Here is a 13,212-nt window from a genome sequence, read left to right as displayed (position 1 = left end):
CGTGAACGGTCAAAAATACAAAGACCAAGTGGAGCTCAGCTGCCCGCGCCCAGTATTCTCACTGGGGCGGGCGCTCTCCGCCATCATCGTAGCGATAGTGGCCGCTATGATTATCCACGGTCTTATCTCTAATGAAAACTATCGCTGGGACATGGTGGCTAAATACCTTTTCCACCCATCAGTTGTTCGCGGTGTCCTATATACCCTGCTACTAACGGTACTAGCCATGCTAATCGGGGTAACCCTCGCCGTAACCATGGCGATTATGCGTAAATCCACCAACCCGATTATGAAAGCGGTTGCCTGGTTCTATATTTGGTTTTTCCGGGGAACGCCGATTTACACTCAGCTAATCTTTTGGGGACTAATCCCCACTCTCTACAACAAACTCTCCCTCGGCATCCCCTTTGGACCAGAGTTTTTCCAGTTCGACACCGCCACCATCCTAAATGCGGGGGTAGCAGCGGTATTGGGCTTAGGACTTAACGAGGGCGCATACCTGTCTGAGATTGTTCGTTCCGGTCTGAACTCGATTGACCCCGGACAGGCGGAAGCTGCCAGCGCTTTGGGGATGCGGAGAGGACAAATCATGCGCCGAATTATTTTGCCGCAAGCAATGCGAGTAATCGTACCCCCAACCGGCAACGAAACTATTTCCATGCTGAAAACCACTTCACTCGTACTCGCAGTACCCTTCACCTTAGAGCTCACCTACGCTGCCTCGACGATTGGAAATCGAAATTTCCTGCCTATACCACTGCTGATTGTGGCAGCTATCTGGTATTTAACTATTACTTCCATCTTGATGGTGGGGCAAAGCTATATTGAACGCTACTACGGGCGCGGCTTTGATAACCGTACCGGAGATAAAGCCGGCAAGAAACTGTTTGGCTCGGCTAAACAACGCGCGGTTAATGCCGCCGGAACTACAAAAGACGACCCATTTATCGAGTACACACCATGAGCAATATGAACAAAACAGATGAATCCCGCGACCTAATGGTTAAGGTTCAGGCAGCCCATAAGTTTTTCGACGATTTACATGTGCTTAAGGGCGTAGATTTAGAGGTTAAACGAGGAGAAGTCTGCGTTCTGCTAGGACCTTCCGGGTCAGGAAAATCTACCTTACTACGCTGCATTAACGAATTAGAGCAGGTATCTGGAGGACGTATCTACCTAAATGGTGAACTATTGGGAATGGTTGAAGAAAACCCGTCCTCCAACCCCATACGCGCTCTTTTAGATCGTAAACGGGGATCAATTACTTCTCAGGGGAAACTACTACGTAAGCTACCCGACAAAGAAATTGCTAGACAACGCGCAAAAGTAGGGATGGTTTTTCAGCGTTTCAACCTTTTCCCCCACAAGACCGCACTTGAGAACGTGATGGAAGCCCCGATGCAGGTTAAAGGGCTATCGAAACAAAAAGCAAAATCGCAAGCCTTGGAACTGCTGGAACGAGTAGGGCTCTCTGACCGTGCCGACCATTACCCGGCGCAGCTTTCGGGTGGGCAGCAGCAGCGAGTAGCGATTGCCCGCGCCCTCGCCATGGAGCCAGAGCTGATGCTGTTTGACGAACCCACTTCCGCCCTCGACCCCGAGCTAGTGGGGGAAGTCTTGTCGGTCATGCAGGATTTAGCACGCGGAGGCATGACCATGATTGTGGTTACCCACGAGATTGGTTTTGCCCGGGAAGTCGCCGACCACGTGGTGTTCATGGACGAAGGTAAAATCTTGGAACAGGGCACCCCTGAACAGGTAATCAACCATCCCCAGAACCCCCGAACCCAAGACTTCTTCTCCAAAGTGCTGTAGAGTCGAGAACGCCCCCTAGCTAGCGCGATTTTTAGCTTAGAAATGCTAGACTCACAAATCTTTACTACCAGTATCTATATTCCATACTGATGGAATTGGCGCGATTTGACTGGTGGAATTGGCGAAATTAGGTGATTGCAGACCGGCCCTTGAACGCGCAACTATGCCAAGCGCAGACAAAGATGAAGATTCCAGAGGCAGCTTCATCTATGTAGGCGCAGAGGGTAGATTTTTCCTCCTGCCCAAGAAATTCGGAAAACGTAGCGGCGTTTTCCGAATTCTTATGCCCACCGCACCCACTCGGATAAAATCTCCCCTCCGCACGTAAAAGCAACAGGAAAATCAAGGTCACTCACCAGTAGAAATACCAAACATAGACATCAATGGGGAAGAAAGAGGCACGGGATTAGGTTTTATCCGAGCAGGCTAGGCGGGCGAAATAGGGGCGCGGCCGGCAAAGCCACGGTCTTAACCGCCACCCCAACATCAGAAACATACCTTTTTAATCCACCACAACAAATTCCATTCTTTACATCTGTAAGGAACCGAACATACAGGTACTTTTACTTCCTCTAACCCGCAACTTCCAACGCGCGGCAACACAAAGACATGAACAAAGGCGAGGAATGCAGGGGGATTTTATCCGAGCAGGGGCAGGAACTAGGTTTCCCAGCGTCGGACCAGAAGGGGCGCGGGAGTTAGGTTTTATCCGAGCAGGCTAGACGGGGAGAAAGGGGCGCGACCGGCAAAAGATACGAGAGGGACACGCTACTAAACATTACTTAAAGAATCGGATACGTTACCCTTTTGGTGGATAGTTTAAAGCCCTCTTTCTGAACTTTTACAAAGCAGGTCACGGGGTCCCCGGAGTGCTTTTGCCGAGCCAGCCCCTAAACGCTAGAACGGAACGTTTAGGCATCAATGTCACCTTTGGTGAACTGCGCGTTGTAGAGGCGGGCGTACGCGCCTTTGGCGGCTAGTAACTGTTCATGGGTACCGAACTCGACAATATCGCCCTGCTCCATCACGAATATCACGTCACTGTCACGGATAGTAGACAGGCGATGGGCAATCACGAACGAGGTGCGCCCCGCAGTAGCTTTGGCCACTGCTCGCTGAATCAGCTGCTCCGTGCGGGTATCGACCGAGGACGTAGCCTCATCGAGAATCAGCAAGGGCTTATTAGCAAGCATGGCACGAGCAATAGTCACCAGCTGGCGTTGTCCGCTTGAGAGGGCGGAATCTTCACGGATTTCGGTATCGAGGCCGTGAGGAAGCTGCGCCACCAAGTCACTGAGCCCTACTGTACTAATCACCTGCTCCAGGCGTTCCTCGGATACGTCCTGCTGAGAATAAACCAGGTTCTCCCGCAAGGTTCCTTGGAACATCCAGCTGTCTTGCAGCACCATCGCGAACTGTGAATCCACATCCTCGCGCCGCATTGCAGAAAGCGGGGTTCCGTCCAAGAGGATTTCCCCACTGTCCAGTTCATAAAAGCGCATTAACAGGTTTACCAGGGTGGTTTTGCCGGCTCCAGTCGGCCCTACTATCGCGACGTTTTGTCCCGGCTGCACCAGCGCCGAAAATCCGTGAATGATTTCTTTGCCCGCTTCATAGGAGAAGCGGATATCTCGGAACTCGACCTCACCCCGGGTTACTTGGCCTGTCAGCGCCGGTTTTTCGGATTCGTCCGGTAGCTCGTCCTCTTCCAGGATTTCAAAAACGCGCCCTCCGGCAGCGGCTGCTGACTGGAAGGAGGCCGTGGCAGAAGCTAGGTTCGATAGCGGCTGGGTGAAAATCCGGATATAGAGCATGAATGCGGCGATTACTCCGATAGTTACATAGCCTTTCACCACCAAGACTGCGCCCAGTACGCATACCACCACGTAACCGAGGTTTCCCACAAATCCCATAATCGGCATCATTAACTGGGAGAGGAAATCTGCGCGCCAAGTCGCATTAAATAGTCGCTGGTTACGGCGGTTAAACTCGGCACTGGTGGCGGACCCCGCATTATAGATATTGATAATCCCCTGCCCGGATAGAGATTCTTCGATGTGCCCGTTTAGGCTCCCCAGGTAGGACTGCCGGCGAATAAAAAACCGCTGGGAAAACACCATAATCACCGCGTTGAGGACGAACCCCAAAAGCGTTACCCCCATACCGGCGAGCGCCATCCGCCACTCGGTGTAGAGCATCATACCTGCTGCCCCCACCAGGGTGACTACTCCGGTAATGATAGTGGTGATTGCCGAATGCAGGGTTTGCACCAGGGTGTCGATATCGTTGGTTACCCGGCTCATAGTGTCGCCGTGACTGGTTTTGTCGAAGAAAGACAGCGGGAGACGGTCGATTTTTCGGTCAATCGCGGAGCGCATCCGCTGCCCAGTGCGTTGGGTAACTTTGACCATAATCAGCGATTGCCCCACGTTAAAACAGAACCCGAAGGTAAGAACGAGGGTAGCCATCCGCGCCAGCGTAAAGATTTTGTCCATATCGATACTGCTACGCAATCCGGCGGTAATCTCGTCGGTGATTAACCCGAGGAACATCGGCGTGACCGTAGTCAAAAGCGATCCGGCGATTGCCAAAACTAGCGCGAATAGGATAGCTACCCGGTAGCGCCCTAAAAACTGGGCAAGACCGCGCACCGATTGGGAGAACTGTCCTTTCTTGGCTTTCTCATAGACGTTCCCGCCGTGGCCTCCGCTTGGGCGTACTGGTGACATTTTTTCTGCGACTGGTTCTAGGCCGCGCCGCGCCGACTCGACTCGCCGGCTCCACTCGTTCATTTCTACGTCTTTCATGCCAACTCCTCCTCAGAGAGTTGGGACAGCGCAATTTCTCGATAAATCTTTGAGGAAGCCATTAGTGACTCATGCGTTCCCTGCTCCACGATTTTGCCGTGATCGATTACTAGAATCTGGTCAGCTTCTCGCACAGTAGCTATCCGCTGCGCCACAATAATCTGGGTTTTCCCGCTTGCTTTCTCCGATAATTGCCCGCGAACTTCCCGGTCGGTGGCATAGTCGAGGGCGCTAAAAGTATCATCGAAAATCAAGATTTGCGCGTCTCTGGCCACTGTACGGGCAATCGAAATCCGTTGTTTTTGCCCGCCGGAAAAGTTAGTGCCCCCTGCGGCTACTTCCGCCGCGAACTCGCCCTCTTTATCGGCAACGAAATCACAGGCAGCGATATCGCCAGCCTCAACAATATCGGCGGGGGTAATGTTTTTCGAACCTTTTCCAAAAGCAATATTGGAAGCGATAGTGCCGGTGAATAGCGTGATTTTTTGGGGTGAATATGCGATTTGGTTACGCAGTTCTAGCAGAGGCAATTCCCGCACATCCTTGCCGTTAATCAAAACCTGTCCTTCCCGGGGATCATAAACCCGGGGAATCAGGTTTACCAGTGTTGTTTTCCCGCTGCCGGTGGCTCCAATGAGGGCTACGGTTTGCCCGCGTGCAATCTTTAGATTTATCTGATGGAGGGCGTCATCTTCGGCTCCGGGATAGCGGAATGAAACGTCTCTAAACTCAATCGCCGGTTCCTGTAGGTCTGGGCGGGTTTCTTTCTCGAGGACGCGGGTGGATTTATCGGCGGTAGCGGCCGACTCAACTAGGGAAGGTTCGCAATCTAGTACTTCCCGGATACGGCGATTAGCAACGATGGCTCTGGGTGCGAAGACGAATACCATTGCCATCATCAAGAATCCGCCAATTGCTTGGGTCGCGTACCCCGAAAATACCATCATCTGTGAAAATAGGGTTATTTTTTCCACGCCGGCAGCTGCGGAAATCATAAAAGCACCCAGAACATAAATCGCCAGGTTAAGCCCGGATATCACCGTGTTCATCACCGGCATCATGAAGGAAAAAGTTCCGGATACCATCAGATGCGTGTTAGTTAGTTCGGTGTTGGTGGCTTCAAAACGCTGCTCGTGGAAATCCTGGGAGCCGTAGGCACGGATAACCCGCACTCCCTCCATGTGTTCGCGCGTTACTCGGTTCAGGTCGTCAGTAATCCGCTGCATCCGCATCATCCGCGGCATCACGATTCGCCAAATGATGAAAATCATGACCAGCAGTATCAACGCCGCAACCCCGGTAGCGGCGGTCCAAGTCAGGTTCTTCCCGGCGATTTTTACGATTGCCCAAATGGCAAGGATGGGGGCTTTCACCATCATTTGACACCCCATAACCACAAACATTTGCAGCTGAGTGACATCGTTAGTGGAGCGGGTAATTAGCGAGGGCGCGCCGAAACGGTCAAAGTCTGCTTGGGGGAGGGATATCGCTTTGGTAAACACTGCTTGCCGTAAGTTGCGGGCGACGGTGGCACCGATCATGGCCATGCAATAACCGGTGACTATGGCTACTACCATGGATCCGGCGGCGCAGCCGAGCATTTTTGCGCCTTCAGATAGCACCCCGCTGACGGTAGCACCTGGTTTCACAATCATTTCGGTGATGGTCTGCATGAAATCAATCAGGCGCAAATCTAAGAAAACCTGGCAAATAATGGTGATAATCGCCAGCGCGCTGAGCAGCCATTCTTTTTTACCTAGGTGCCGCAGTACGGTCATTATCTAGCAGCCCCTTCCTTTTGGATATTAACCCGATATTAACCCCTTCTTTTAGATTAGCTTCTTTATAAAAAAGGCGGTGCGTGGAAGAATTTCCCCGCACCGCCTTTTTAAAGTAAAAGACTAACTAGCCTTACTTCAGAGTGATAGTAGCACCCGCGCCTTCCAAATCAGCTTTGGCTTTTTCGGCGTCTTCCTTGGATGCGCCCTCCAGAATGGTGGTGGGAGCGGAATCAACCTTTTCCTTGGCTTCTTTCAGAGCCAGTCCGGGCTGTAGGGCGCGCAGAGCCTTGATTACAGCAATCTTCTTGTCGCCAGCAGCTTCGAGCACTACGTCGAATTCGCTCTTTTCTTCAGCTGCTTCTTCGCCACCGGCAGCACCGGGGGCAGCAACAGCGACAGCTGCGGGAGCTGCGGCCTCTACGTCGAATACCTCTTCGAATTCTTTAACGAAATCCGATAGTTCCAACAGAGTCATTTCTTTGAAAGCATCAATTAGCTCTTCTTTGCTGAGCTTAGCCATTTTGGCATTCCTTTCTTTTTGCCCACGCGAGGCAGATTTTTTCTTGTCGATCTATACGGCTTTATTAAGCCGCTTTTTCCTGCTTTTCGCGCAGGGCGTCCACGGTGCGTACCGCTTTGACGGCGGGCGCCTTGAACATATAGGCAGCCTGTACCAGCTTGCCTTGCATCGCACCAGCCAGTTTGGCCAGCGTGGTTTCGCGGTTGTCCAGTTCAGCTAGCTGCTTGACTTCATCGGCAGTCAAGAACTTGCCATCTAGGAAACCGCCCCTGATTACCAACTGCTCGTTATTCTTAGCGAAGTCACGTAGCGCTTTGGCTGCATCTACGGCTTCTCCAGTTACGAATGCGATTGCAATCGGACCGGTCAGTTCCTCGTCCAGGCAGTCAATTCCCTGGTTCTTGGCAGCGATACGCACCAGCGTGTTCTTCGTGACGGAATAAGTAGCCGTTCCTGCCAGGTTCTTGCGTAGCTCGGTCATCTGAGCCACGGTCAAACCGCGGTATTCGGTGAGCAGCAGGGCCGATGCGGAGCTGATTTTTTCTTCCAGCTGGGCAATCATTCCTTGCTTATCAGCTTTCGCCATTTGACCCTCCTTCCGTTTATCCGTGCCGGGGGCCAGAACAAGAAAACCCCGCGCAGATTGCACGGGGCGAAAATAAACGTACCAATCCTAGCTGCTATCTTCCCCGGGGGGGGGGAAGGACGTCCTCTTTTTCTGAGGACACGCAACTATTTTCGATACGTTACGCATCGTTCAACCTACACAGGCTTCCAATCTGGAACTTAAACCCACTGGTGTGGGCACCGGCGATCTTGGGCAGTAGCCAATTTAGCAGCCATTTTCCCAGCAGGTCAAGGCAGAAGAACAGGATAGGGCGCTTTTGTGGGTTATTTAACGCGCAGCAGATTATAACGCGCAGCAGATTAGTTCAAGAGAGCATATCTGTCCACAGTCGCTACTAGAGTGCCCTTCTCCCTCCAATCCTCAATCTAGCAAGCTCTCAACTCAACTCTCATGCATCTCTCAACTATATGAGAGTTAAAGTTGAGAGCTACATGAGAGTTAAATCCTCACCCCAGCCATCCCGCGATTTTCTCTAACACAGCGGTCTGCAACACAGCTCTAAAACATTTGAACACTTAGGCGCTAAGACCCAAAAACCAAGATGTGCGCTATCTCACAAACCTGCTTTTACAATATAGGATAAAAGACCTATAAACAAAATATGGGGGAAACCAAAGTTTTACTCTTGCATCAAGACTTTAGTGGTTATAGCCTACTTTTACACTTCGATGAGAAGATAAATATTTATTTTCCTCCTAGTAACTTAGTCCCAGATTCCTATAAAACAGAATCACCAACATCAGGAGTTCCTCCATGTCTATGCTCAAACACAAAAAGAACAAAGACGAAGTAACCGGGGAATCTAGCCTGCCGGTTACCGAGCTAACCGCCAGCAGACCCTACGTTCCAGAAAGCAAAAAGCCAAAGAAAGACAACACTCACTGGCTTTATATCGGCGTAATAATCGCAGTGGTAGCCGGGATTATTTTCGGGATAACTGCCCCCGATATAGCCAAGGAATTCAAGGTCGTAGGTACCACCTTCGTCCGACTCATCACCATGATGATTGTCCCCGTAATCTTTTGCACCATCGTCCTCGGAATCGGCTCAGTACGAGCCGCAGCCTCGGTAGGGAAAGCCGGCGGAATCGCACTCGCCTACTTTATTGCCATGTCTACCTTTGCCTTAGCCATCGGTCTAGGGGTGGGAAACCTGATAGAGCCGGGACACGACCTCAACATTGAAGCCACCAAAGGAGCTGCTAGCCAGTTCACCTCTGGAGCTAAGCAAAAGGGCGACGGGATTATTGGATTTATTCAATCAATCATTCCCGATACTTTCTTCTCCTCGCTCACCGCTGGTTCCGTCCTCCAAACCCTGTTTATCGCCCTGCTAGTTGGGTTCGCGGTACAGAGCCTCGGCAAAACGGGAGACGGAATTCTGCGCGCAGTTGAAGCCATCCAAAAATTGGTTTTCAAAGTGCTCTACATGGTTCTGTGGCTAGCTCCCATCGGCGCATTCGGCGCTATGGCAGGGGTTGTCGGTTCTACCGGCGCTAAAGCAGTAGGACAGATGTTATTGCTGATGGTGGCATTCTATATAACCTGTATTCTGTTTATTTGCGTCGTCCTCGGCTCGGTATTAGGAATATTTGGGCGTTTCAATATTTTCAAACTCATGAAATACCTAGCGAAAGAATACTTGCTGATTGTAGCGACTTCCTCCTCCGAATCCGCGCTACCAAACCTGATGCGGAAAATGGAGCATCTCGGGGTTCAAAAAGCAACCGTGGGTATCGTAGTACCCACCGGCTACTCGTTTAACCTGGACGGAACCGCTATCTACCTGACTATGTCGGCTATTTTTATTTCCGACGCCATGAATAAACCGATGGGAATGGCAGAACAAATCGGTTTACTGGTATTCATGATGATTGCCTCTAAGGGCGCAGCTGGGGTGTCTGGGGCAGGTATCGCTACTTTGGCGGCCGGTCTACAGTCACACCGTCCCGAACTACTGGATGGGGTTGGAGTAATCGTAGGTATTGACCGCTTCATGTCAGAGGCACGCGCCCTCACCAACTTCACCGGGAACGCAGTTGCTACCCTACTGGTTGCCACCTGGACCAAAACCATTGACCGCCAGCGGGTTTACGACGTATTAAATGGAAAACTCCCCTACAGCCCCCAGGTAGATGACACGGATATTGACCTAAAGAACCCCTCGGTACAAATCAATACCAACCTGCCACACACTCCACAGCCAGATGTGGCTGCAATCGAAAAGTTGGCTTCCCAAGAGCAAGCCACTGCCAATAAATAAAAAGAACGGCTTCACCGCCGACCCCTAGAGCAACGCTTAGGCTCGCTCAGATTGGGATCCCTCCTTGGGCGGTGAATCCCCGGTAAAGCTCTCAGCTAGGCTCTCGAGGGGAGACTCTTTTGGAGTTTCCAACTTAACTGCCTAGCTGAGAGCTTATTATTTAAAAACACTCATAGAGGGATATAAATCCAGGTGAATCCAATAACATTTACCGGATTACCGTCGGAAATCCTATGCCAGCTCGTCTTCTGGATCTGGGATAGCTTCAGTAATCGCGCTCAATATTCCCGTAAAGATTGCTAACCACATTGCTTGCTTGGTGTGCGCATAACGGTGACCTGCCCGGCGCCTTTTTTCTCCCCTCGAAAAAATAAGTTTTTCCCCGAGGGTCACTAACGAAAGCAGGAAGACACCAAAAGTAAAGGCGACTGCTGTCGGGATGGTGATGACCGTATCTTCCTCTTCACCTTCCGTAATATTATCCGGGTCGCAACATTCGCCGGGATTTTTCTCCTCTGAAAATTCCCCCGGCCGACTATTTTCAGTGTTGCCCGCCGCGGCATCCCGGTGACATTCGCAAGCACACCGACTCCCCGCGCAACCCTTTTTATCTGCATCTTTAGGGTTAATTTGCAGCGAGGGGATAACGCCCATAATCCATCCCCCAGCTATTTCCCCGGCTAGCAACAATACTTTTATGCCACTGCGAGACTTGCGGGAAGGTAGGTAGTCAGGCAACGCATACCAGGAAAAAGTGCTCAAAGCATTAAATGTTCCGCTCCACAAAGCGCGTTTTACAGTCGATTGTTCCTGGTAGTTCTGTTTTAGCTTTGCAAACACTGATTTAATCACTATATCCTCCTAACTTTTTCCTGAATGGAACCCGACAATATACCGAAATAACAGAAATGAGTAAACATAATACTGGCTAACTAGCCCTAGGGGCAGATGGCACGGGCTGCGGTCTCGCCGATTTCACTTATAGGACGAGCTTGCCCCGGCAAGGCTTCGGCAAGCCAACGATGAATGCCGAACCACACCTCTTGACGCACATCCGGAAAAGATAAGAATAGATCGTGTTTTCCGGGGTAACGTTCCATGGTCACGCGACGGGATAGCCGCCAGGCATTCGCGCACATGGTTTGCACGTTTAGCACCGAATCAGTAAACATCATTTCCCGTTTACGTTTCCCACTAGAAGAAGCGGTAGAAGTCAAGAAATAGGTAGGCACATCCGTAGGTTCACCCGATAAAAGTCGCTTTTGAGCAACAGTAATCGCCCGTACCCAGCCAAAACGCACTAGCGCATCGGCACTGCCTTTCCACTGTCGAATCAGCGGCCAACCGGCCACTGCGGGGTCTCTACGGAAAGGCTCAAGTCGCTTAGGCAAAGTTCCGTCGATTTTTTTATCCCAACCCATCAAAGAATCTACGTAAGCGGAGTCAGCTGACTGCAGTGGAACCTCTTTCTTGGCTGCCCGCCGGGAAAACAATTCTGCGAGGGCGCGCGCCCCGAAACGCTGGGAAGTTCCCCCCGCCATTTCAATCCAGGGGGAATCAAGCAGCAGTCCTGCCACTTGATCCCGGTGTCGGTTCACCCAATAGGCAGCAGTAAGCCCCCCGGTTGAATGACCAGCCATAACTAGAGGTAAATCTGGATGGTCTTCCCGTATTACTTCTAAAGCCGCATAAATATCTAGGTCGTAAGAAACAAGATCATCCGTCCAGCCAAAGGTCTGCCATTTCCGCAGCGAACGCCCGTATTTACACAGGTCAATTGCGTAAAATGCTCCCCCTGCCAGGGAAATATGGCGCGCCAGTTCCCGCTGGAAGAAATAATCATTCCAACCGTGCAAAAAAAGACAAATAAAAGTGGGGGTAGTGGGAGTTCCGGTAATCATCCAAGGATCCTCGGCGGGCAGATTCCTGACTACGGTAGCGCACAATTCGCCCTCTTCATCGCGAGGAAGCTCTAAAGTGCGTGCTTGAAAACCTTTACCGAGGATATCTGATACCCATTTCCCTAGCGGCGCTGGCGCTGCTGGTGGCTGCGTAGGCAAACCTGCGACAGCTAAACCATTATTTTTCATCTTTTCCCTTTAATGACCATGTTTTCTCTGGTGTGGAGCAGAATTGCGTTCAATTTCGGTATTAACCTCGGCGATAGCTTCCGCCAAGGACGGACCTTGCAGATTCCCAATTCGAAAGACCTCCCAGCCGTCTAGGGAGCTATCCCCTCCGACCTTTTCAAATGCTGTCTGAACCTGATCGGTGAGCTGCCCGTCCCCAGGGTCAATAACGCCCTCTTCCTTCAGGAGAGCTTCGCAAATCCGTCCGCGATTATCTGACCACAGCAGCACTGCGTCTTGTCCCACCAGTGAAGAAATAGATTGCAAGCCTTCGGCATCTTTTTGCAGCAGCTTTATCTCGCTGACCGGCTCGTTTGATTGTGCCTGTACTTCGTGACTCTCTAAACCTTGGGCATTATCGTCTCCACCAGGAGCATCTTCTTCACCGGGGCGCTCTTCAGCAGCAGCAACCCGGTTTTCCGGGGTATCTAACTCTGTAGACTCTGATATCCCCTGCCCATTATCCGCATCTGAAGTTACCTCAGTATCACTCTCGTCCTCGGAAACAGTTGGAGGAACCGGCGGGGCAGGCGGAACCAGGGTAATCTCTGGGTCTTCAGCGCAAGCAGCATTGTCATCAATATGCCAAGAAATCTGCGGAGCTGGGGCACGATGTCCCCCAATCTGGGGATGCGCGTAGCTGATATTGCTGGGGGTGAGCTGCGCGACCTCTAAAAAGCGTCTCCCATTGGACATTTGTCGCGAAGAAACCTGATGGATTTCCAGACCGGAACTGCGCAACACCCCGAGCGCCGAATAGCAAGCCTCATCTATTTCTCCTACCACCAGGATTAACCGAGGACCTGGTTGCGTGGTGGGGGGCATGGCTTCGCGGAACTCTGCCCAGCCGGTTTGGAAAGCTTGCACTCCCCCGGGATATTGACTGGCTAAATCCATCCATCCTTGCCCGGATACCTGCCCGAGACGAGAAATCGCCGCTACCAAACTCACCGGGTCTAGTCGAGAGAGCACTTCTACCGAAACAACCTGACCAGAGGCATCTAGCGCGGTCAATGAATGCGGACCAGTTCCAGATTGACCATCGTTTCCTGCCCATGCAACCGGAAACAAAGGACGATCAATTACCTCTAGCACCTGCGAGCGGATAGATTCCAGCACATCCATCTCTAATCCATGCCCTACCGGCGTGCCAAACTGTGCCGGTATTAGGCGACCAGATTCCAGTTCAAAAAGTGCCATCGATTCACCGCTCCCTGCTTTTCTTAAGGATGTTTACTCCATTGTGTCACGGATATCCGCTGAGACACTC

General features: G+C 51.5%; 10 protein-coding genes. 3 read left to right on the top strand and 7 right to left on the bottom strand.

Annotated features, from left to right (window positions below):
- Position 1 precedes the first annotated feature (1 nt).
- Both PG728_RS06525 and PG728_RS06520 read left to right on the top strand, forming a co-directional pair.
- Complete coding sequence (locus PG728_RS06525) at positions 2-964, top strand: amino acid ABC transporter permease (protein WP_072510337.1); 963 nt, start codon at positions 2-4, stop codon at positions 962-964.
- On the top strand, positions 961-1,815 hold the full coding sequence (locus PG728_RS06520) for an amino acid ABC transporter ATP-binding protein (protein ID WP_296761766.1): 855 nt from the start codon (positions 961-963) through the stop codon (positions 1,813-1,815). The genes PG728_RS06525 and PG728_RS06520 overlap by 4 nt, the downstream gene beginning before the upstream one ends.
- A 911-nt stretch (positions 1,816-2,726) precedes the next feature.
- Here the strand turns inward: PG728_RS06520 and PG728_RS06515 are convergent.
- The 4 genes from PG728_RS06515 to rplJ form a co-directional block, all read right to left on the bottom strand.
- Entirely contained in the window at positions 2,727-4,622 is a 1,896-nt protein-coding gene (locus PG728_RS06515) for an ABC transporter ATP-binding protein (protein ID WP_270626515.1), read from the bottom strand.
- Positions 4,619-6,400 carry an ABC transporter ATP-binding protein gene (locus tag PG728_RS06510; RefSeq protein ID WP_270626514.1) on the bottom strand — a complete coding sequence of 594 codons (1,782 nt, stop codon included), beginning with the start codon at positions 6,398-6,400 and terminating at the stop codon, positions 4,619-4,621. Before PG728_RS06510 ends, PG728_RS06515 begins: the two co-directional genes overlap by 4 nt.
- Before the next feature lie 133 nt (positions 6,401-6,533).
- A complete protein-coding gene (gene rplL, locus PG728_RS06505; protein WP_072510341.1) occupies positions 6,534-6,923 on the bottom strand; it encodes a 50S ribosomal protein L7/L12 in 390 nt (129 codons plus the stop codon).
- 64 nt (positions 6,924-6,987) lie between these two features.
- Complete coding sequence (gene rplJ / locus PG728_RS06500; RefSeq protein ID WP_270626512.1) at positions 6,988-7,509, bottom strand: 50S ribosomal protein L10; 522 nt, start codon at positions 7,507-7,509, stop codon at positions 6,988-6,990.
- An 801-nt stretch (positions 7,510-8,310) separates the two neighbouring features.
- Between rplJ and PG728_RS06495 the strand changes: the two genes are divergently transcribed.
- The gene (locus PG728_RS06495; RefSeq protein ID WP_270626511.1) at positions 8,311-9,813 is read left to right on the top strand and encodes a cation:dicarboxylate symporter family transporter; all 1,503 of its coding nucleotides are present in this window, start codon (positions 8,311-8,313) and stop codon (positions 9,811-9,813) included.
- A gap of 231 nt (positions 9,814-10,044) precedes the next feature.
- Here the strand turns inward: PG728_RS06495 and PG728_RS06490 are convergent, their stop codons facing one another.
- The 3 genes from PG728_RS06490 to PG728_RS06480 form a co-directional block, all read right to left on the bottom strand.
- Positions 10,045-10,665: a hypothetical protein gene (locus PG728_RS06490; RefSeq protein WP_270626509.1), complete on the bottom strand. Its 621-nt coding sequence runs from the start codon at positions 10,663-10,665 to the stop codon at positions 10,045-10,047.
- Between the two features lie 86 nt (positions 10,666-10,751).
- A complete protein-coding gene (locus tag PG728_RS06485) occupies positions 10,752-11,903 on the bottom strand; it encodes an alpha/beta hydrolase (protein ID WP_072510346.1) in 1,152 nt (383 codons plus the stop codon).
- Positions 11,904-11,912: 9 nt separating this feature from the next.
- On the bottom strand, positions 11,913-13,142 hold the full coding sequence (locus PG728_RS06480) for a hypothetical protein (RefSeq protein ID WP_270626507.1): 1,230 nt from the start codon (positions 13,140-13,142) through the stop codon (positions 11,913-11,915).
- Positions 13,143-13,212: the final 70 nt, after the last annotated feature.

The sequence above is a fragment of the Varibaculum timonense genome, assembly GCF_027694345.1.
Taxonomy (GTDB): domain Bacteria; phylum Actinomycetota; class Actinomycetes; order Actinomycetales; family Actinomycetaceae; genus Varibaculum; species Varibaculum timonense_A.
Note: the sequence above shows the minus strand (reverse complement) of the source record. Positions and strands in the feature narration are given on the sequence as shown.